The following is a 20,232-nucleotide window of genomic DNA, read 5'->3' as shown; positions in this document are numbered from 1 at the left end:
GCCGGAGGCAACCCGCAAAGAGGGGTTGACGGATCTGGCGCGCCAAACCCGGCCCCACCCGCCTCACGACTTCGGTTGGAACGTCTTCGTCAGGGTCGTCCAGGTGTCCTTACGAAGCTCAGTACCCCAATTGGCCGCCTTCGCGGTGTACATGAGCGCGTATCCGAGATGACTGTTGACGACGAACCCACGGTCGATGGTGCGGTACTTCGTCCCGCCGTCCTGATAGGTGAACTCCCAGTCGGCCGTGTTCCAGCCCCGGTAGTCCACCTTCTCTATTCGGATCCGCGAGTACCCGGAGCGCGTCATGTACTGCTCCTGGTTCTTCCAGTCCGCGACCGCGTCGCCCTTCGGCGTACTGGTCCAGGCGATCAGCAGCTTCTGCCCGTCGGGGCCGGTCAGCCGGACTCCGGCGGAGTCCGTCGACTGGTACGACCACCCGGCGGGCAGGCCTATCGAGAAACCCTGGCTCCCCTTGTACGTCTTCACGACCGCGGCGCCGCCCGAGGAACCGTCCGTCTCGTCACCGCTCCCGCCGGACGCCCCGGTACCCGAACTCGCCGCGCTTCCGCCGGCCGACGCGGTCGCCGAGGAGTCGGTCCGCGCACCGCCCGTACCCGCACTCCCGGTGTCGCCGCTGTCCTTCTTGGTGTCGGAGCTCGCACTCGCGCTGGCGCTGACACTGCTGTCCGCCTTGGCGCCGCTGTTGTCCTTCGACCCCTTCGAGCCGCTGTCGTCGTCGCCATTGAGCGTGAACGCCAGCACGACGCCGATCACCGCGAGCACGATGACGACCGCGATGATCACCAGCGTCCGCTTCGGCACCACATCGGTGAGCGGCGCCCGCGGCACCGGCCGCGGCGGCAGATCCGGCGGCGTCATCACGGGCCACCCGGAACTCCGCCCGCCCGAACCGGAGTTGGCCGACCCCGAGTTGACCGACCGAGTGCTCGACTCGTGCGTCGCGGCACCCAGGTCCCGGGTACCGGAGTCCCGGGTACCCGAGTTCCCCAGTCCCGTCTCCCGCAGCCCGGACGACTGCACACCCAGGTCACGTGTACCGGGGTCACGCGTACCCGAGTCCGCCGCACCGCCCTTCGCCGCCGAGGTGGCCGCGGCACCGGAACCGGCCGCGGCGCCAGTGCCGGCCGCAGCTCCCGAACCGGTTGACGTCCCGGAACCGGTCGACGTCCCGGAACGAGTCGCCGGACCAGAAGCACCTCCCGACCGGGCCGAAGGCACCCCGGGCGTCCGAGGCCCGGCAGCGCCAGCCCCTGAACTCCCGCCCGCAGCCGTGCCCTTCGCGCCACCGGAGCCGGTGGCTCCAGCAGCACCGGAGCCACCCTTGCCCGAAGTACCGGCCAGGCCGGCCGAACCAGCCCCGGCACCAGCCGCACCGGCACCCGCACCCGAGCCACCCGTCTTACCAGCAACGGGAGTTGAAGCCCCACCGGAACCCGCACCCGCGGCCGGACTCACACCGGAACCCGAACCCGTGGCAGAACCCGCAGCCGTACCCGCGCCCGCAGCCGCCGAAGACGTCGCCGCCCCGGCCCCCGCCGAACCCCCTGCGGCCTTCCGCATGGACCGCAACGCCCCGCGCAACCGCTCGGCCCCCGCCGAAGGACCCGAACTCCCGCTCCCGCCACCGCTCTTCTTGCCGCCGGACTCCGCGGGCCCGGGCTGCGGGGGCAGCGGCACGACCCGGGTCGCGTCCACCGGCGGCTCGGGCTCGGCCGCCTTCGGCTCGGGCGCGTGGATCACCGCGTTGAGCATCTCCCGGGCACCCGCGTCGTCGAGACGCTGGGCCGGGTCCTTGTTCAGCAGGCCGTAGATGACGTCCTTCAACGGCCCGGCGTTCTTCGGCTCCTCCAAGGGCTCCGTCATCACCGCGGTGAGCGTGGCGATCGCCGAACCCTTGTCGTACGGCGGTGCGCCCTCGACCGCGGCGTACAGCAACCCGCCGAGCGACCACAGGTCGGCCGCAGGGCCCGGCTTGTGCCCGCGGGCCCGCTCCGGGGAGATGTAGGAGGGCGCGCCGACGAGCATGCCGGTGGAGGTGATCGACGGGTCGCCCTCGACCTGCGCGATGCCGAAGTCGGTGAGCACGACCCGGCCGTCCTCGGCGATCAGCACGTTCGACGGCTTCACGTCGCGGTGCAGGATGCCCTCGCGGTGCGCGGACCGCAGGACGTCGAGTATCGCGAGCCCGACCTCCGCGGCGCGCCGCGGCTCCAGCAGGCCGTCCTCCCGGATGGCCTCGGCGAGCGACTTGCCCTCGACCAACTCCATGACGATCCACGGCCGGTCGTCCTCGTCGACGACGTCGTAGACCGTCACCGCGCTGGTGTTGCGGATCCGCGCGATGGCCTTGGCCTCGCGCAACGTCCGTGTGATCAGCCGGCGTTTCTCGTCCTCGTCGATGCTGGACGGGAACCTCAGCTCCTTGACGGCGACCGTCCGGCCCAGGGTCTCGTCCTCGGCACGCCACACCGTGCCCATGCCTCCGCGGCCGAGCACTGCTCCCAACCGGTACCGCCCGGCGAGGAGACGTTCGCTCTTGTCCTGACGGGATGTCCCCGCCCGCTCCGCCTCCGACATGCGTCCCCTCATGCAACCCGCCCTGACAGAGCCTCCATTGTCCCCCACCGAACAAGTGCCCAACGCCCAGGGGGCCTCTCCCCGCGCACCGACGGCACATCCGGTCGGATATCCGCCGCAGGTCACACAGCCAAGCCGGGCAGGATGACCGGTGAGAACGGAGGATCACGATGCCCACACCTCGGACACTGCTCGCCCTTCCGGTGTCCCTGGCCTTCCTCTGCCTGTCGGCGGCCGCCTCCCAGGCCGGCCCGGCACCGAACACGAACGCCCTGGTCAGGCTGCTGGTCACCCGGGGCAGGGCCCCCGCCGCGGCCCTACTGGCCCACGACAGCACGGGCGTTGGCACCGCACCGACCGGGACGGACCACCCGCGGGCCGGGACGGATGACACCCGGGCCGGGTCGGACTACGCACTCGGCACGACGGAGTACACACAGGCCGGAACAGGCATCAGCCGCGCCGACCACTTCCGCGCCGGCAGCATCACGAAGACCTTCATCGCGACGCTGATCCTCCAACTCGCCGCAGAACACCGGCTGTCCCTGTCCGACACGGTGGAGCGGCACCTGCCCGGTCTGGTACACGGAGCGGGCAACGACGGGCGCGCGCTGACCCTCCGTTCCCTGCTCACCCACACCAGCGGCCTGTACGACTTCACCGCGGTCACCGGGGGCACGGTCCCCGTCACCCCAACTCAGGCCGTCCGTATAGCAGTCACCCACCCTCCGGCCGATCGAGGCCGCTTCTCCTACTCGAACACCAACTACGTGCTGCTCGGCCTCGTGATCGAGAAGGTCACCGGCGACTCGTACGCCACCGAGGCCGAGCGCCGCATCATCGCTCCGCTGCGTCTGACGGGCACCTCCTTCCCGGGCTCCCGCACCACTCTTCCCTCACCGCACGGCCGCGCCTACGCGACCGACGGCTCCGACGTCACCGATCTCGACCCGCGGGTGGCCGGGGCCGCGGGCGAGCTCGTGACCACGCTCGCCGATCTGGACCGCTTCTACTCGGCCCTGCTCGGCGGGCAGTTGCTGCCCCCGCGCTGGCTGCGCGAGATGCTCGACACCCGCACCGCACACGGCTCGTACGGCATGGGCCTGTTTCCGGTGAAGCTTCCGTGCGGCACCACGGTGTGGGGGCACAACGGCCGGATCTCGGGCAGCTACGTGCGCACCGCAGCCACCGTCGACGGCCGTCATGTCCTCACCTTCCGGGTGAACACGGGCGAGATCGCAGACCCCGGCCTCGAACCGGCCCTGCTCGCCGCCGAGTTCTGCCCCCGCACCTCGTAGAACGGCCGGGTTCCGGACAAAGATCCCAACTCACGACACTCGTTCGAGTGAAGCGGGCGGGAGATGCAGCGGGCTTCGGGCTGCTGGCTTCCGGCTTCGGGCTGCGGGCCGCGGGCTGCCAGCTGCGGGCTTCAAGCTGCCGGCCGCGGGCGAAGCCGGCCCCAGGCGGGACCGACCGCACCCGGCGTCGCCCTAGCGGCGCTGCACCCTGCGACGGGACTACAGCGGCGCGATGTCCGGCGCCCCCAACCGCGCCGCGTCCGCCGTCAGGTCGTCCGGCTGGCGCTGCGACTCCCGCTCGGCCTCCACCCGCTTCTCGTAGTGCTCGACCTCGCGCTCGATCTGGTCCTTGTCCCAGCCGAGCACCGGTGCCATCAGCTCGGCGGCCTCACGGGCGCTGCGCGTACCCCGGTCGAAGGTCTCGATGGAGATGCGGGTGCGGCGGGTGAGGACGTCGTCGAGGTGCCGTGCGCCTTCGTGCGAGGCGGCGTAGACGACCTCGGCGCGCAGATAGTCGTCGGCGAACTGGAGGGGTTCGCCGAGCGCGGGGTCCTTGGCGATGAGGTCGAGGATCTCCTCCGCCATCGAGCCGAATCGGTTCAGCAGGTGCTCCACGCGCACCACATGGATGCCGGTCTTGGAGGCGATCCGCGCCCGCGCGTTCCACAGCGCCCGGTACCCCTCCGCGCCGAGCAGCGGCACGTCCTCGGTGACGCACTCGGCGACCCGCATGTCGAGCCCGTGCACCGCCTCGTCCACGGCGTCCTTGGCCATCACCCGGTACGTCGTGTACTTGCCGCCCGCCACGACGACGAGCCCCGGCACCGGATGCGCGACGGTGTGCTCGCGCGACAGCTTGCTGGTGGCGTCGGACTCGCCGGCCAGCAGGGGCCGCAGTCCCGCGTACACGCCCTGGACGTCGTCTCTGGTCAGCGGCACCGCGAGCACCGAGTTCACGTGCTCCAGCAGATAGTCGATGTCGGCGCTGGACGCGGCCGGGTGGGCCTTGTCGAGGTCCCAGTCGGTGTCGGTGGTCCCGATGATCCAGTGCCGGCCCCAGGGGATGACGAACAGCACGGACTTCTCGGTGCGCAGGATCAGCCCGCTGGAGGAGTTGATGCGGTCCTTGGGGACGACCAGGTGGATGCCCTTGGAGGCCCGGACGTGGAACTGGCCGCGCTCGCCGACCATCGCCTGGGTGTCGTCGGTCCACACACCCGTCGCGTTCACGATCTGCTTGGCGCGGATCTCGTACTCGCCGCCCGCCTCGACGTCCTGCACCCGGGCGCCGACCACGCGCTCGCCCTCGCGCAGGAAACCGGTCACCCGCGCGCGGTTGGCGACCTTCGCGCCGTAGGACGAAGCCGTGCGCACCAGGGTGGCCACATAGCGGGCGTCGTCCATCTGCGCGTCGTAGTACTGCAGGGCGCCGACCAGTGCGTCCTTCTTCAACGCGGGCGCCACGCGCAGGGCGTGACGGCGGCTCAGGTGGCGGTGGGTGGGCAGGCCCCGGCCGTGGGCGCGGGCCATGGACATCGCGTCGTAGAGCGCGACGCCCGAGCCGGCGTAGAGGCGCTCCCAGCCCTTGTGCTGGAGGGGGTACAGGAACGCCACCGGCTTCACCAGGTGCGGGGCGAGGCGCTCCAGGAGCAGTCCGCGTTCCTTGAGGGCCTCTCGGACGAGGGCGAAGTCGAGCATCTCCAGATAGCGCAGACCTCCGTGGATGAGCTTGCTCGACCTGCTCGATGTGCCGGACGCCCAGTCGCGCGCCTCGACCAGTCCCGTGGACAGGCCGCGTGTCACGGCGTCCAGGGCGGTGCCCGCGCCGACCACACCCGCGCCCACGACGAGCACGTCCAGTTCCCGCTCGGCCATTCCCGCCAGTGCCTCGGCTCGCTGCGCCGGACCCAGTGTCGCTGTCCTCACCGCTGCCTCCCGCTATCGGTAGCGCCGGCCGCACCCGTTCGGCGAAGCCCGGTTCGTATCCCTCCTGCCCAAATTCTGACCGGGTTGCCCGACTTCAGCCACCACTCGCCCCCAGCCTGTGGATAACAATCACAGGACTGCCGAAAAACACAGCCGTCCAATCCCGCATAACGGTCATATTTACTCCTAGTCTGACATTGCGCTCGCCCGTTCTGTCCACAGGGCTTGCGCACCTGTCCCACTTCGGTTACCTGTCCCGCTTCGGTATCTGTCCCGCTTCGGTTATTGGGAAGGACGGCCCACGCCATGCCCGCAGATCTCGCCGTCATCGGACTCGGTCCTCTCGGCCTGCCCCTGGCCCAGGCCGCTGTCGCCGCCGGTATCGCCACGGCCGGCTTCAAGACCGGTCCTGAGGCCGGCTCCCTCAGCCCCGCCGAACTGCGCCGGATGCTCTCGGGGGGCTTCCGGCCGGCCACCAACCCCGCCGAGCTCGGCCGCGTACGCACCGCCGTGATCTGCGCGCCGACCCCCCGGGACGCCGACGGCGGCCTCGACCTCAGCCAGGTGGAGACGGCCGCCCGCGCCCTCGCGGCCCACCTGCGCCCGCACACCACGGTGATCCTGGAGTCACCGGTGCACCCCGGCACCACCGAGAACTTCCTGCGCCCCCTCCTCGAAGAGGGATCGGGCCTCCGCGCGGGACGCGACTTCCACCTCGCCTACTCCCCCAGCCGCATCGACCCCGGCAACCGCGACTTCACCCCGGCCAACACCCCGAAGGTGATCGGAGGCCTCACCCCCGCCTGCACGGAATCGGCCGCCGCCTTCTACGGCCGTCTCACCGACAAGGTGGTACGCGCGCGTGGCCTGCGCGAAGCGGAGACCGTGCAGCTACTGGAGACCAATTTCCGGCACGTCAACATCGCCCTCGTCAACGAAATGGCCGTCCTGTGCCACGACTTGGGCGTCGACCTCTGGGACGTCATCCGCTGCGCGGAGACCAAGCCCTTCGGCTACCAGGCCTTCCGCCCCGGCCCCGGCGTCGGCGGCCACGCCGTCCCCCAGGACCTCACCGGCCACGGCCCCCGCCCTCTGCGCATGGTCGAACTCGCCCAGCAGGTCAACAACCAGATGCCCCGCTACGTCATCCAGCGCGCCGCCACGCTCCTCAACGAACACGGCAAGTCCGCGCGCGGGGCACGAGTGTTGCTGCTCGGCGTCACCTACAAGGCCGACCTCGCCGACCAACAGGGCACCCCCGCCCAGGAGATCGCGATCCGCCTCATGGAACTCGGCGCCTCCGTCAGCTACCACGACCCCCACATCCCCTCCTGGAGCGTCCTCGACCGCCCGGTCCCCCGCGCGGACTCCCTCTACGAGGCGGCGGCCGACGCCGACCTGACGATCCTGCTCCAGCAGCACCGGACGTACGACCTCCAAGGCCTTTCCGTGAAGGCCCAGTTGCTCCTGGACACGCGCGGGGCCACACCGACGGGCGCGGCACACCGGCTCTGAGCACGAAGGCACGCCGGCTCTGAGCACGAAAACGACTGGTCACCGGGCCACATCAACCTGCTAATCTCCCCACACTCGTCTCACAGGTGTCGCATATCCGTGCGCGCGCATCTCCGCTTCGCTTTTCCTGTCTTCACATCCCGTGGGGGGATTTCTGTCATGAGCCAGTCAGCCACGCCACCGCAGCCACCGGCGCAACCGCAGCCCGAGGCGCAGGCCCAGGCGCCCGCGCAGCCGCAGCCGCAACCGCAGCCCGTCGACGGCAACCCGTACGCCCAGCAGCCCGGCGCCGTTCCGCCGCCTCCGGCACCGAGCGCGCCGTACGCCCCGCCCGCGCCCCCGAAGAACAACATCGCGCTCGGCCTGGTGACCGCCGTCGTCGCCGCGCTGGTCGCCGCCGGTGTCTACGGCGTCGTCATCGGCACCACCAAGCACGAGATCGGCTGGGCGGCGGTCGGCGTCGGCTTCGTCATCGGCCTGGCGGCGGGCAAGCTCGGTGGGCGCAACCCCGCGCTTCCCGTGGTCAGCGCCGTGCTGGCCCTGGGTGCGGTCTACCTCGGCCAGCTGGTCGGCGAGGCGATGCTCATCGCGGACGAGTTCGGCGTGAACTTCAGCAAGGTGTTCTTCGACCACTTCGGCGTGGTCCAGGACGCCTGGAAGGCCGACTCCGACCCGCTCACCTTCGTCTTTTTCGCCATCGCCGCGTTCGCCGCGTTCTCGGGGGCCAAGAAGGCCGCGCTCTGACCCCGGCGCACGGGTTGTGCAGGGGGGCGCTTGGGGCGGGGTGTGCGTCGGGGGCTGGTGGCGTGGGGCGCGCGGCGCCGGTACCGTAAGAAACAGGTGGAGCCCACCGCAGAGGCTACTGCGGTGAGCTCCTGAAAAGTGAACGGAGTGTCCACCCCTACGTGTGATGGGGGTGGCCGCTCACTTTCCGCCGTACATCCACAAGATCCACCTCCTCCGTTGCTTCACCATCCGAAGACGGATCCGGTCCCAGCGGGTGGGCTTGCGGTGGCGACCCATGGGCGCCCCCTTCCACGAGGCCGCCCATTAGCCCGGTAGGCGGTTCGTCTGGAATTCGGGCCGGGCCCCGAGAGCCCGGGTCCGGAACGATTTCCGTGGAAGGGAGCACCCCGCACAACTGGGGCGCCGATCACGGACGTTACCGCCCCGACACGCCCCACCTGCGAATTTTCGCCCCGAACGCAACCGTGCGCCCCCCAAGTCTCAACACGCGCCCCACCAGCCCCACTTGGGCACACAAAAGGGCCCGGACCACCCAGGCCCGGGCCCTTCAAAGCGTCGTAGAAGCGACTACGCCTACCGCTTGTGCTGTGAGTCCGCCACCGTGACCTCGACGCGCTGGAACTCCTTCAGCTCGCTGTACCCGGTCGTCGCCATCGCCCGCCGCAGCGCCCCGAAGATGTTCATCGAGCCGTCGGGGATGTGGGACGGACCCGTGAGGATCTCCTCGATCGTGCCGACCGTGCCGAGGTCGACCTTCTTGCCGCGCGGGAGTTCCTCGTTGACCGCTTCCATGCCCCAGTGGTGGCCCTTGCCCGGCGCGTCCGTGGCGCGGGCGAGCGGGGAGCCCATCATGACCGCGTCCGCGCCGCAGGCGATCGCCTTGGGGAGGTCGCCGGACCAGCCGACGCCGCCGTCGGCGATGACGTGGACGTACCGGCCGCCGGACTCGTCCATGTAGTCGCGGCGGGCGGCGGCCACATCGGCGACGGCCGTGGCCATCGGGACCTGGATGCCCAGCACGTTGCGCGTGGTGTGCGCCGCGCCGCCGCCGAAGCCGACCAGGACACCGGCTGCACCCGTCCGCATCAGGTGCAGGGCCGCCGTGTACGTGGCGCAGCCGCCGACGATGACCGGGACGTCCAGCTCGTAGATGAACTGCTTCAGGTTCAGCGGCTCGTGCGAACCGGAGACGTGCTCGGCCGAGACCGTCGTACCGCGGATGACGAAGATGTCCACGCCCGCGTCGACGACGGCCTTGGAGAACTGGGCCGTGCGCTGCGGGGAGAGCGCGGCGGCGGTGACCACGCCCGAGTCGCGCACCTCCTTGATGCGCTGCCCGATCAGCTCCTCCTTGATGGGAGCCGCGTAGATCTCCTGGAGGCGGCGGGTCGCGGCGTCCACGTCCAGCTCGGTGATCTCGTCGAGGAGCGGCTGCGGGTCCTCGTACCGCGTCCAGAGGCCTTCGAGGTTCAGCACGCCGAGGCCGCCGAGCTCGCCGATGCGGATCGCGGTGGCCGGGGAGACGACCGAGTCCATGGGGGCGGCCAGGAAGGGCAGCTCGAAGCGGTAGGCGTCGATCTGCCAGGCGATCGAGACCTCCTTCGGGTCCCGCGTACGGCGGCTGGGGACGACGGCGATGTCGTCGAAGGCGTACGCCCGGCGGCCGCGCTTGCCGCGCCCGATCTCGATCTCAGTCACGTCTGTGGCCTTTCCTCTGCGTTTCAGCGTCTTCCAGTATCGCCGACGGGCACGACAAGGGCGGCCCCGGTGTCCCCGGGGCCGCCCTTGAGGAAGCCTGCCGACTACTTGCTGCGGCTGTAGTTCGGTGCCTCGACCGTCATCTGGATGTCGTGCGGGTGGCTCTCCTTGAGGCCCGCGGACGTGATGCGGACGAAGCGGCCCTTGGTCTCCATCTCCTCGATGGTGGCCGCGCCGACGTAACCCATGGTCTGGCGCAGCCCGCCGACGAGCTGGTGCAGCACGTTGGCCAGCGGGCCGCGGTAGGGCACCTGGCCCTCGATGCCCTCGGGCACGAGCTTGTCGTCGGAGGCGACCTCGGCCTGGAAGTAGCGGTCCTTGGAGTACGACCGGCCCTGGCCGCGGGACTGCATCGCGCCGAGCGAGCCCATGCCGCGGTACGACTTGAACTGCTTGCCGTTGATGAACTGCAGCTCGCCCGGGGACTCCTCGCAGCCCGCGAGGAGGCTGCCGAGCATCACCGTGTCGGCGCCGGCGGCGAGCGCCTTGCCGATGTCGCCGGAGTACTGGAGGCCGCCGTCGCCGATGAGCGGGACGCCGGCCGCGCGGGCGGCGAGGGACGCTTCGTAGATCGCGGTGACCTGCGGGACGCCGATGCCGGCGACGACACGGGTCGTACAGATCGAGCCGGGTCCGACACCGACCTTGATGCCGTCGACACCGGCGTCGACCAGGGCCTGGGCGCCGTCGCGGGTGGCGACGTTGCCGCCGATCACGTCGACGCCGACGCTCGACTTGATCTTCGCCATCCAGTTGAGGGCGTTGCTGTTGTGGCCGTGCGAGGTGTCGACGACCAGGAAGTCCACACCGGCCTCGGCGAGGGCCTGGGCGCGCTCAAGGGCCTCGGGGCTGGCGCCGACGGCGGCACCCACGATGAGGCGGCCCTCGGCGTCCTTGGCGGCGTTCGGGTACTGCTCGGCCTTGACGAAGTCCTTGACCGTGATGAGGCCCTTGAGGATGCCGGCCTCGTCGACGAGGGGCAGCTTCTCGATCTTGTGGCGGCGCAGCAGCTGCATGGCGTCGGCGCCGGTGATGCCGACCTTGCCGGTGACCAGGGGCATCGGGGTCATGACCTCGCGCACCTGACGGGAGCGGTCGGTCTCGAAGGCCATGTCGCGGTTGGTGACGATGCCGAGCAGCTTGCCGTTGCCGTCGGTCACCGGGACGCCGCTGATGCGGAACTTGGCGCACAGGGCGTCGGCCTCGCCGAGCGTGGCGTCCGGGTGCACGGTGATCGGGTCGGTGACCATGCCGGACTCGGAGCGCTTCACGAGGTCGACCTGGTTGACCTGGTCCTCGACGGACAGGTTGCGGTGCAGGACGCCGACACCGCCCTGGCGGGCCATCGCGATCGCCATCCGGGACTCGGTCACCTTGTCCATCGCCGCGGACAGCAGCGGGATGTTGACGCGGACGTTGCGCGAGATGCGGGACGAGGTGTCGACCGCGTTCGGGAGCACGTCGGACGCGCCCGGCAGCAGCAGCACGTCGTCGTAGGTCAGCCCTAGTGTCGCGAATTTGGCGGGCACTCCGTCGACGTTGGCAGTCATGACACCTTCCCCAAATGGCCTTGATCGGTGCGGATGTCCATGCTAACGGGAAGCGCGGTCACCAAATTCCACGATTCCACGGCTACGGCCCGCTCCGGGCTCCGTATGTTCGTACGTACGCCGCCGCCCGGCTGTTCACGGAAGGCGCCGCGGGCGAAGGCGCCGCTGCGGAAGGCTCTACTGCTCGGCCAGTGCCCGCAGTCGGCTCAGTGCCCGGTGCTGGGCGACCCGGACCGCGCCGGGTGACATTCCCAACATCTGCCCGGTCTCCTCAGCCGTCAGCCCCACGGCGATGCGCAGCAGGAGGAGTTCGCGCTGGTTCTCCGGGAGGTTGGCCATGAGTTTCTTGGCCCATTCGGCGTCGCTGCTGAGCAGGGCGCGCTCCTCGGGACCGAGGGAGTCGTCCGGGCGCTCCGGCATCTCGTCCGAGGGGACGGCCGTAGAACCGGGGTGGCGCATGGCGGCGCGCTGGAGGTCGGCGACCTTGTGCGCGGCGATGGCGAAGACGAAGGCCTCGAAGGGGCGGCCGGTGTCCTTGTAGCGGGGCAGTGCGAGGAGGACGGCGACGCAGACCTCCTGGGCGAGGTCCTCCACGAAGTGCCGTGCGTCGCCCGGGAGTCGGGACAGCCGGGTGCGGCAGTAGCGCAACGCCAGGGGGTGGACGTGGGCGAGCAGATCGTGGGTCGCCTGCTCGTCTCCGTCGACCGCGCGAAGGACGAGTCCACCAATCGCCCCTGGGGCACTGGCCGCCTCGTCGTCACGCATCGGTCCATGGTGCCTTGTGGCCGAAGGGTCCGTGGCACCGCGTCCGTTGTTGTGCACCGAAGCGTTATGAGCAGGTGCGCCGGAAGTCATCTCCTGCGCCCTCCCCTCCCGCTCGACCGACTCGTCCCCGAGGAACTCCACACCTCAAGGATGCGGCATCCGCGGCGAAACGAGCAGCGGGCACCCGGTGGGCCCCTTTGCCGCCCCCGCCCACCATGAGGTAGGCGGGGATTGTCGTACCCCCGCTGCAACCCACTGACCTGGGCCTAGGTCCTGTCGTCGCATTCCCGTCGTCGCCCGGAGGCGTCAGGTGCGTGCTCTCGACGTGCCGGGCCCGGACCCGCGTACTGGACGTACTCGGGTCCGGGCCCGGTGCGGCGAGAGTGCGTGCATGGCGTCGCCGGGCAGACGGGAATGCGACGACAGGACCTAGCGGACCAGACCCCACCGGAAACCGAGCGCCACGGCGTGTGCCCGGTCCGAGGCGCCGAGTTTCTTGAAGAGCCGCCGTGCGTGTGTTTTGACGGTGTCCTCGGAGAGGAACAGCTCACGGCCGATCTCCGCGTTCGAGCGGCCGTGGCTCATTCCTTCGAGGACCTGGATCTCGCGCGCGGTGAGCGTCGGCGCGGCGCCCATCTCGGCGGACCGCAGCCGGCGCGGGGCCAGTCGCCAGGTCGGGTCGGCGAGGGCCTGGGTGACCGTGGCCCGCAGTTCGGCGCGCGAGGCGTCCTTGTGCAGATAGCCGCGGGCGCCGGCCGCGACCGCGAGGGCCACGCCGTCCAGGTCTTCGGCGACGGTGAGCATGATGATGCGTGCGCCCGGATCGGCGGACAGCAGCCGCCGCACGGTCTCGACACCGCCGAGTCCGGGCATGCGGACGTCCATCAGGATGAGGTCCGAGCGGTCGGCACCCCAGCGGCGGAGGACTTCCTCGCCGTTGGCCGCCGTCGTCACGCGCTCGACACCGGGCACGGTCGCGACCGCGCGGCGGAGCGCCTCTCGGGCAAGCGGGGAGTCGTCACAGACGAGGACGGATGTCATGGCCGCCCTCCGCAACTGATGCGCGTCACCTTGAGCCTCCAGGCTGGTACGAAATCGTCACCTGTGCGGTCGACCGTCTCGGACGCCTGCCCGAGCACTTGTGTTTTCAACCGCCTCGCACTCTCAACGACGGTCACTCGAAAGAGTTACGGGGCCGTGTGCCATCTTCGGCACTCTACGTGAGGGTGCGGACACGGTGGAGACGTGCGCGGCCGACCCACAAGCTTTCATCACAACCGGTGCCCCATTCAGCCCTATTTCTTCCCTTTTGCTGGTGTCTGAGGCTAGATTCGCAATGAGTCATATTTTCATCTCCTTAGATCGTAGTTGTACGGTCGTGGACACCGTATCCGCCCATAACGGCTACAAGGGGTCACGCAATGGCAGATTTCTCCCGCCTTCCCGGACCGAACGCGGACCTGTGGGACTGGCAGCTCCTGGCTGCCTGCCGAGGGGTCGACAGCTCGCTCTTCTTTCATCCCGAGGGCGAGCGCGGTGCGGCACGAAGCGCTCGTGAGAACTCGGCCAAAGAGGTCTGCATGAGGTGCCCGGTCCGCGCACAGTGCGCGGCGCACGCGCTGGCGGTGCGCGAGCCGTACGGCGTCTGGGGCGGCCTGACCGAGGACGAGCGCGAAGAGCTCATGGGGCGTGCCCGCAACCGGCTGGTGTCGGCTTCAGCCGCCGGGGACATGGCTTCGAACAACTGAAGGAACGTTTCTCCAACAAGTCCGACGACACGTCTCCGACAGGGGTACGCGCACGCGTGCAGGGGTACGCGCACACGTGCCCCCCTATTTTTCGCGCGCCTGTTTTTCGTGCGCCTGCTTGTCGCGCGCCGCCCGCGCCAGCTGGTCCAGCGTCGCCGCCACCGCCGGCACCCGCGCCAGGTCGGGCAGCGTCAGCGCGACGATCTCCCGCCGTACCGCCGGTTCCAGCGTCACCGTCCGCGCGCCCCTGGGCCGTACGGACTCGATGGCGAGCTGGGGCAGGACCGCGACGCCCAGGCCCGCGCTCACCAGGCCGACGACCGCCGGATAGTCGTCGGTCGCGAAGTCGATGCGCGGGGTGAAGCCGGCGGCCTCGCACACCTCGACCAACTGGCCCCGGCAGCGCGGGCAGCCGGCGATCCAGGGTTCGTCGGCGAGTGCGCCGATGGCGACCGACCGCACGCGCGCGTGCCGGTGTTTTTCCGGGACCAGGGCGACCAGGCGGTCGCTGAGCAGGGGTCGTACCACCAGGTCGGACCAGTCCTCCGCGCCCGCCGCCGTCTCGTAGCGGAAGGCGAGGGCGATGTCGCAGTCGCCCTCCCGGAGGAGCTCGACGGAGTTCGGCGGCTCGGCCTCCTCCAGGGAGACGCGGGTGCCGGGGTGCGCGGCGCGCAGGGCGGCCAGTGCGGTGGGGACGAGCGTCGAGCTGCCACTGGGGAAGGAGACCAGGCGGACCCGGCCCGCGCGCAGGCCCGCGATCGCGGCAACCTCCTCTTCCGCCGCCGTCAGGCCGGCGAGGATGCCGGCGCCGTGCCGGACCAGCGCCTCGCCCGCCTGGGTCAGGCGCATCTCGTGGCCGGTGCGGACCAGCAGCGGGGTGCCGACCGAGGTCTCCAGGGCCTTCATCTGCTGGCTGACGGCCGGCTGGGTGCAGCCCAGTTCGCGCCCGGCCGCCGAGAAGGAACCGGTGGCGGCGACGGCACGCAGCACACGGAGATGTCGGGCCTCGATCACGCGCCGAGCATAAGCGCTTCTTTGCTACGGCGACGAATAATGCGCCGCGCCTTTGGGGCGCTGTCGTCTACCGTGCCGTCATGAAGCTTCTCTCGCTGAACCTGGGCCGGGCCACGGCCGTGCCGTACACGGACCAGCCCGACGGCGTGACCGGCATCGACAAGCGGCCGACCGACGCGCCGGTGCGGGTGAGCGCGCCCGGACCCAAGGGCGTCGCCGGGAGCGGGCTCGCCGGGGACGCGGTGTGTCACCGGCGCCACCACGGGGGCGACGACCAGGCGGTGTACGCGGTCGCGCGCGAGGATCTCGACGACTGGGAGCGGGAGTTGGGACGCCCGCTGGCCAGCGGCTCCTTCGGGGAGAACCTGACGACCCTGGGTCTCGACGTGTCCGGCGCGCGGATCGGCGAGCGCTGGCGGATCGGTTCCGAGGTGGTCCTGGAGGTCACCTGCGGGCGGATCCCGTGCCGTACGTTCCAGGACCATCTGGGCGAGCGCGGCTGGGTGAAACGGTTCACCGTGAAGGGTGCTCCGGGGGCCTATCTGCGGGTGATCGAACCCGGTGAGATCCGGGCGGGCGATCCGATCGAGATCGTGCACCGGCCCGACCACGACGTGACGGTGGCCCTGCAGTTCCGGGCCGTGACGACCGAGCGTGAGCTGTTGCCGCGGCTGCTTCCGGCGGGCGAGGCGCTGCATCCGGAGTCGCTGGCGCAGGCGCGGAAATATGTCGCGGAGCGTGCGGGCTGACGTCGCGGAGCATGCGGGCTGGCGTCGCGGAGCATGCGGGCTGGCGTCGCGGAGCATGCAGGCTGGCGTCGCGGAGCATGCAGGCTGGCGTCGCGGAGCATGCAGGCTGGCGTCGCGGAGCATGCAGGCTGGCGTCGCGGAGCATGCAGGCTGGCGTCGCGGAGCATGCAGGCTGATGTCGCGGAACGCGCGGGCGCAGATGTCGCGGAATTGCACGGGTGCAGATGTCACGGAACACGCGGCCCTGAAGCCGCGGAACACGCAGGCGCTGACGTCACGGAATACGCGGCCCTGAAGTCGCGAAACGCGCGGATGCTGACGTAGCGGAACGGACGGGCCCTGACGCCACGGAACACGCGGACGCTGACGTGCACGGAACACCCGAACGCCGACGTCCCGGAGTACGCGGACCGATCTCGTGGAGTACTCGGAGTGATGCCGCGTAGTACCCGGACTGACCTGCCGCCACAGGCTCGTTCGACACGTTGTTCGACACGTGTTCGTCACGGATCGGGAGGGCCTGTGCAGAGATCGGACCGGCTTGCTCCGGGTCACTAATCTTGCGCCATGACAACGGCATTGATTACGGGATCGACCGCGGGGATCGGTGCCGCGTTCGCGCGGCGGCTCGCGGCGGACGGACACAACCTCGTGCTGGTGGCGCGGAACACCGCGCGGCTCGGGGAGCAGGCGACCGAACTGCACGACCGGCACGGCATCGAGGCGGAGGTGCTGACCGCCGACCTCGCCACGGACAAGGGCATCGACACGGTGGCCGCCCGCGTCGCCGACCGCAAGAACCCCGTCGACCTGCTGGTCAACAACGCGGGCTTCGGCAACAAGGGCCGCTACCTCGACGTGTCCATGGCCGACGAGCTGAAGATGCTCAAGGTGCACTGCGAGGCGGTGCTGCGGCTGACCAGCGCGGCGGCCGAGGCGATGCGGGAGCGCGGACGCGGCGGGGTCGTGAACGTGGCGTCGGTCGCCGCCTTCGTACCGCGCGGGACGTACGGCGCCTCGAAGGCGTGGGTCGTGCAGTTCACGCAGGGCGCGGCCAAGGACCTGGCCGGCACGGGCGTACGGCTGATGGCGCTGGCGCCCGGTTTTGTGCGGACCGAGTTCCACGAGCGGGCCGGGATGGGCACGGACAACATCCCGAACTGGATGTGGCTGGACGCGGACAAACTGGTCGCGGCGGCCCTCGCGGATCTGGCGCGCGGCAAGACGCTGTCGATCCCGGATCCGCGCTACAAGGCGCTGATGGGCCTGGTGAAGATCACTCCGCAGGCGGTACTGGGCGGGGTCACCTCGAAGACCGGGCGGAAGTACGGGCCGCAGTGACGGCAGCCGCCTCGATGACGGCGGCCACGGTGACGAAGGCTTCGGCGGAACGCGAAGGCCCGGCTCCCCCTGAGGGGCGCCGGGCCTTCGACGTACACGTCCTACGGGTTCACCGCCTCGCGTCAGTGGGAGTGGCCGTGGCTGTGACCACCGGCGGCCGGCTCCTCCTCTTCCTTCTTCTCGACGACCAGGGTCTCGGTCGTGAGGAGCAGGGAGGCGATGGAGGCGGCGTTCTCCAGGGCGGAGCGGGTGACCTTGACCGGGTCGATGACGCCGGCCTTGACCAGGTCGCCGTACTCGCCGGTCGCGGCGTTGAAGCCCTGGCCGGGCTCCAGGTCGGCGACCTTGGCGGTGATGACATAGCCCTCGAGGCCGGCGTTCTCGGCGATCCAGCGCAGCGGCTCGACGACCGCGCGGCGCACGACCGCGACACCGGTGGCCTCGTCGCCGGTCTTGTCGAGGTTGCCCTCAAGCACCTTGGCGGCGTGCACCAGAGCGGAGCCACCACCGGAGACGATGCCCTCCTCGACCGCGGCGCGGGTCGCGGAGATGGCGTCCTCCAGACGGTGCTTCTTCTCCTTGAGCTCCACCTCGGTGGCGGCGCCGACCTTGATCACGCACACGCCGCCGGCCAGCTTCGCGAGGCGCTCCTGGAGCTTCTCGCGGTCCCAGTCGGAGTCCGTGTTCTCGATCTCGGCCTTGATCTGGTTGACGCGGCCCGCGACCTCGGAGGAGTCGCCGGCACCGTCGACGACGGTCGTGTCGTCCTTGGTGACCGTCACGCGGCGGGCGGAGCCCAGCACGTCCAGGCCGACCTGGTCGAGCTTGAGGCCGACCTCCTCGGCGATGACCTGACCGCCGGTGAGGGTGGCGAGGTCGCCGAGCATCGCCTTGCGGCGGTCGCCGAAGCCGGGGGCCTTGACCGCGACCGCGTTGAACGTGCCGCGGATCTTGTTCACGACCAGGGTCGACAGGGCCTCGCCCTCGACGTCCTCGGCGATGATCAGCAGCGGCTTGGAGGCGTTGGCCTGGATGACCTTCTCCAGCAGCGGCAGCAGGTCCTGGATGGAGCTGATCTTGCCCTGGTGGATGAGGATGTACGGGTCCTCGAGGACCGCTTCCATGCGCTCCTGGTCCGTCACGAAGTACGGCGACAGGTAGCCCTTGTCGAAGGCCATGCCCTCGGTGAAGTCCAGCTCCAGACCGAAGGTGTTGGACTCCTCGACGGTGATGACACCGTCCTTGCCGACCTTGTCCATCGCCTCGGCGATGAGCTCGCCGACCTGGCTGTCCTGCGCGGACAGACCGGCCACGGCGGCGATGTCGGCCTTGTCGTCGATCGGCCGCGCGGTGGCGAGCAGCTCGTCGGAGATGGCCTTGACGGCGGCGTCGATGCCCTTCTTCAGGGCGGCCGGGGAGGCACCCGCGGCGACGTTGCGCAGGCCCTCGCGTACGAGCGCCTGGGCGAGCACGGTGGCGGTGGTGGTGCCGTCACCCGCGATGTCGTTGGTCTTGGTCGCCACCTCCTTCACCAGCTGGGCACCGAGGTTCTCGTACGGGTCCTCGAGCTCGACCTCGCGGGCGATGGTGACGCCGTCGTTGGTGATGGTGGGGGCGCCGAACTTCTTGTCGATGACGACGTTGCGGCCCTTGGGGCCGATCGTCACCTTGACCGTGTCGGCAAGCTTGTTGACGCCGCGCTCGAGGGCGCGACGGGCGTCCTCGTCGAACTTCAGGATCTTCGCCATGGGAGCGGTTCAGCCCTCTCGGAAAACGTGGGTGAAACGAACTACGCCCCTGACGCCCGGCTTCATAAGGTCGCGGGGGCCAGGGGCGTAGCTCACTGCAAAACTGGGTGAATTACTTCTCGATGATCGCGAGCACGTCGCGGGCCGAGAGGACGAGGTACTCCTCGCCGCTGTACTTCACTTCGGTGCCGCCGTACTTGCTGTACAGCACGATGTCGCCGGTCTTCACGTCGAGCGGAAGACGCTCGCCGTTCTCGAAGCGGCCCGGGCCAACGGCCAGGACGACGCCCTCCTGGGGCTTCTCCTTGGCGGTGTCCGGGATGACCAGGCCAGAGGCCGTGGTCTGCTCGGCGTCGAGCGGCTGGACCACAATGCGGTCCTCAAGCGGCTTGATGGCAACCTTGGAGCTGGTGGTCGTCACGATCCGACCTCCCCCTTCGGAGATCTCACGGGGTTAACTGTCTGAGGTGGCGACCAGGTCGATCCGTCGTCGCGGGTGCCGGACCTGCCCGTCGCTATTGGCACTCTCCAGGGGGGAGTGCCAGGTCTGAGACTATGACTGCGATTAGCACTCGGTCAAGCGGAGTGCCAATGCCCGCGGCGCTTCGGCAGAATTTTGACGTCGCCCTGAGCTGCCTGGCGGGCCTGTGCCGGATGCCGCCGTCCCTGGGGGCTGCGCCCCCAGACCCCCGCTGTCGGCCTCCGGCCTCGTCCTCAAACGCCGGACGGGCTGGATATTCCGGACCGACGCCGGAAAGGGTGCGGGCGCCGGGGGTGGGTGGGGGCTCGGGACGGCTCTCGTCCCCAAGCGCCGAACGGGCTGGAATTTCCGGACCGGCGGTGGAAAAAGCGCGGGCGCCACGGGCGGGCGGGGGGCTCGGGACGGCACTCGTCCCCAAGCGCCGGACGGGCTGGAATTTCCGGACCGGCCGTGGAAGACGTGCGGGCGCCACGGCTGAGCAGGGGCTCGGGACGGCACTCGTCCCCAAGCGCCGGACGGGCTCGAATTTCCGGACCGGCGCCGGAAAGGGTGCGGGCGCCACGGGCGGGTGGGAGCTCGAAACGGCTCGCGTCCTCAAGCGCCAGACGGGCTGAATTTCGCCGACCGGCGCTCACTCGACCCCGTACCGTCTGCCCATGCCTCCCCGCTCCCCCGCGCTTCCCGGCCGCCCGTCTCTCGGTACTGACTGCTGTGCGGTGGCCCTCGTGATGCCGGCCGAGGTCGTCCTGGGTTTCGGGTCGGCCTTGGCGGTGGCGCTGGGCGGGCCCCCCTGGGCGGCGGTGGCGTGGCTGGGCGTGCTGGTGGTCGCGGCTCTCGCGGCGGCCGTCGTGCTCTTCCGGCGCGGGTATCAGGTCAGCGCGGCGGCACAGGTGCTGGCGGTCGCCGTACTCCTGGGTGCGGCGGCGGAGACGTGGCCCCACGGGTAGCCCCCTGCCCCCACGTGGCCCTGTCTCACGTGGCCGTGTCCCAC

Annotated in this window: 16 protein-coding genes; 7 read left to right on the top strand and 9 right to left on the bottom strand. The window is 70.3% G+C overall.

Annotated features, from left to right (window positions below; translation table 11 throughout):
* Positions 1-63 precede the first annotated feature (63 nt).
* Positions 64-2,601, bottom strand: a complete 2,538-nt coding sequence (locus tag R2B38_RS25260; protein WP_318018276.1) for a serine/threonine-protein kinase — start codon at positions 2,599-2,601, stop codon at positions 64-66.
* A gap of 170 nt (positions 2,602-2,771) precedes the next feature.
* On the opposite strand from R2B38_RS25260, the gene R2B38_RS25255 reads away from it, so the two are divergent.
* Entirely contained in the window at positions 2,772-3,899 is a 1,128-nt protein-coding gene (locus R2B38_RS25255; protein ID WP_318018275.1) for a serine hydrolase domain-containing protein, read from the top strand.
* A 219-nt stretch (positions 3,900-4,118) separates the two neighbouring features.
* On the opposite strand, the gene R2B38_RS25250 is transcribed toward R2B38_RS25255, so the two are convergent.
* Positions 4,119-5,825 carry a glycerol-3-phosphate dehydrogenase/oxidase gene (locus tag R2B38_RS25250; RefSeq protein WP_318018274.1) on the bottom strand — a complete coding sequence of 569 codons (1,707 nt, stop codon included), beginning with the start codon at positions 5,823-5,825 and terminating at the stop codon, positions 4,119-4,121.
* Positions 5,826-6,131: 306 nt separating this feature from the next.
* Between R2B38_RS25250 and R2B38_RS25245 the strand changes: the two genes are divergently transcribed.
* Both R2B38_RS25245 and R2B38_RS25240 read left to right on the top strand, forming a co-directional pair.
* Entirely contained in the window at positions 6,132-7,340 is a 1,209-nt protein-coding gene (locus R2B38_RS25245; RefSeq protein ID WP_033280068.1) for a nucleotide sugar dehydrogenase, read from the top strand.
* Positions 7,341-7,499: 159 nt separating this feature from the next.
* Positions 7,500-8,084, top strand: coding sequence for a hypothetical protein (locus R2B38_RS25240; RefSeq protein ID WP_318018273.1), 585 nt, complete (start codon positions 7,500-7,502; stop codon positions 8,082-8,084).
* A 576-nt stretch (positions 8,085-8,660) separates the two neighbouring features.
* Here R2B38_RS25240 and R2B38_RS25235 read toward each other — a convergent pair.
* The 4 genes from R2B38_RS25235 to R2B38_RS25220 all read right to left on the bottom strand — a co-directional run bounded on the left by R2B38_RS25235 (position 8,661) and on the right by R2B38_RS25220 (position 13,201).
* A complete protein-coding gene (locus R2B38_RS25235; protein WP_033280066.1) occupies positions 8,661-9,785 on the bottom strand; it encodes a GuaB3 family IMP dehydrogenase-related protein in 1,125 nt (374 codons plus the stop codon).
* Positions 9,786-9,889: 104 nt separating this feature from the next.
* Complete coding sequence (guaB, locus tag R2B38_RS25230) at positions 9,890-11,395, bottom strand: IMP dehydrogenase (protein ID WP_318018272.1); 1,506 nt, start codon at positions 11,393-11,395, stop codon at positions 9,890-9,892.
* Positions 11,396-11,572: 177 nt separating this feature from the next.
* Positions 11,573-12,160, bottom strand: a complete 588-nt coding sequence (locus R2B38_RS25225; protein WP_033280064.1) for a sigma-70 family RNA polymerase sigma factor — start codon at positions 12,158-12,160, stop codon at positions 11,573-11,575.
* A 429-nt stretch (positions 12,161-12,589) separates the two neighbouring features.
* On the bottom strand, positions 12,590-13,201 hold the full coding sequence (locus R2B38_RS25220; protein ID WP_003948568.1) for a response regulator transcription factor: 612 nt from the start codon (positions 13,199-13,201) through the stop codon (positions 12,590-12,592).
* Between the two features lie 380 nt (positions 13,202-13,581).
* Between R2B38_RS25220 and R2B38_RS25215 the strand changes: the two genes are divergently transcribed.
* Positions 13,582-13,908 carry a WhiB family transcriptional regulator gene (locus tag R2B38_RS25215; RefSeq protein WP_019055584.1) on the top strand — a complete coding sequence of 109 codons (327 nt, stop codon included), beginning with the start codon at positions 13,582-13,584 and terminating at the stop codon, positions 13,906-13,908.
* A gap of 84 nt (positions 13,909-13,992) precedes the next feature.
* On the opposite strand, the gene R2B38_RS25210 is transcribed toward R2B38_RS25215, so the two are convergent.
* Positions 13,993-14,922, bottom strand: a complete 930-nt coding sequence (locus tag R2B38_RS25210) for a LysR family transcriptional regulator (protein ID WP_318018271.1) — start codon at positions 14,920-14,922, stop codon at positions 13,993-13,995.
* Between the two features lie 80 nt (positions 14,923-15,002).
* On the opposite strand from R2B38_RS25210, the gene R2B38_RS25205 reads away from it, so the two are divergent.
* Both R2B38_RS25205 and R2B38_RS25200 read left to right on the top strand, forming a co-directional pair.
* Positions 15,003-15,671 carry an MOSC domain-containing protein gene (locus R2B38_RS25205; protein WP_318018270.1) on the top strand — a complete coding sequence of 223 codons (669 nt, stop codon included), beginning with the start codon at positions 15,003-15,005 and terminating at the stop codon, positions 15,669-15,671.
* A gap of 567 nt (positions 15,672-16,238) precedes the next feature.
* Complete coding sequence (locus R2B38_RS25200) at positions 16,239-17,012, top strand: SDR family NAD(P)-dependent oxidoreductase (protein WP_033280061.1); 774 nt, start codon at positions 16,239-16,241, stop codon at positions 17,010-17,012.
* A 122-nt stretch (positions 17,013-17,134) separates the two neighbouring features.
* Here the strand turns inward: R2B38_RS25200 and groL are convergent, their stop codons facing one another.
* Both groL and groES read right to left on the bottom strand, forming a co-directional pair.
* A complete protein-coding gene (groL, locus tag R2B38_RS25195) occupies positions 17,135-18,760 on the bottom strand; it encodes a chaperonin GroEL (RefSeq protein ID WP_019055580.1) in 1,626 nt (541 codons plus the stop codon).
* A gap of 112 nt (positions 18,761-18,872) precedes the next feature.
* Complete coding sequence (gene groES / locus R2B38_RS25190) at positions 18,873-19,181, bottom strand: co-chaperone GroES (protein ID WP_019066754.1); 309 nt, start codon at positions 19,179-19,181, stop codon at positions 18,873-18,875.
* 716 nt (positions 19,182-19,897) lie between these two features.
* Here groES and R2B38_RS25185 point away from each other — a divergent pair.
* Positions 19,898-20,188, top strand: coding sequence for a hypothetical protein (locus R2B38_RS25185; protein WP_318018269.1), 291 nt, complete (start codon positions 19,898-19,900; stop codon positions 20,186-20,188).
* The last annotated feature ends 44 nt before the right edge of the window (positions 20,189-20,232 follow it).

This window comes from Streptomyces sp. N50 (assembly GCF_033335955.1).
GTDB lineage: Bacteria > Actinomycetota > Actinomycetes > Streptomycetales > Streptomycetaceae > Streptomyces.
Note: the sequence above shows the minus strand (reverse complement) of the source record. Positions and strands in the feature narration are given on the sequence as shown.

Bases quoted from the DNA above. Each gene is read 5' to 3' on its own strand.
- R2B38_RS25185 (WP_318018269.1), top strand. From the start codon at position 19,898: ATGCCTCCCCGCTCCCCCGCGCTTCCCGGCCGCCCGTCTCTCGGTACT.
- R2B38_RS25205 (WP_318018270.1), top strand. From the start codon at position 15,003: ATGAAGCTTCTCTCGCTGAACCTGGGCCGGGCCACGGCCGTGCCGTAC.
- R2B38_RS25220 (WP_003948568.1), bottom strand. From the start codon at position 13,201: ATGACATCCGTCCTCGTCTGTGACGACTCCCCGCTTGCCCGAGAGGCG.
- R2B38_RS25245 (WP_033280068.1), top strand. From the start codon at position 6,132: ATGCCCGCAGATCTCGCCGTCATCGGACTCGGTCCTCTCGGCCTGCCC.
- R2B38_RS25200 (WP_033280061.1), top strand. From the start codon at position 16,239: ATGACAACGGCATTGATTACGGGATCGACCGCGGGGATCGGTGCCGCG.
- R2B38_RS25215 (WP_019055584.1), top strand. From the start codon at position 13,582: ATGGCAGATTTCTCCCGCCTTCCCGGACCGAACGCGGACCTGTGGGAC.
- R2B38_RS25225 (WP_033280064.1), bottom strand. From the start codon at position 12,160: ATGCGTGACGACGAGGCGGCCAGTGCCCCAGGGGCGATTGGTGGACTC.
- R2B38_RS25255 (WP_318018275.1), top strand. From the start codon at position 2,772: ATGCCCACACCTCGGACACTGCTCGCCCTTCCGGTGTCCCTGGCCTTC.
- groL (WP_019055580.1), bottom strand. From the start codon at position 18,760: ATGGCGAAGATCCTGAAGTTCGACGAGGACGCCCGTCGCGCCCTCGAG.
- R2B38_RS25240 (WP_318018273.1), top strand. From the start codon at position 7,500: ATGAGCCAGTCAGCCACGCCACCGCAGCCACCGGCGCAACCGCAGCCC.
- R2B38_RS25260 (WP_318018276.1), bottom strand. From the start codon at position 2,601: ATGTCGGAGGCGGAGCGGGCGGGGACATCCCGTCAGGACAAGAGCGAA.
- guaB (WP_318018272.1), bottom strand. From the start codon at position 11,395: ATGACTGCCAACGTCGACGGAGTGCCCGCCAAATTCGCGACACTAGGG.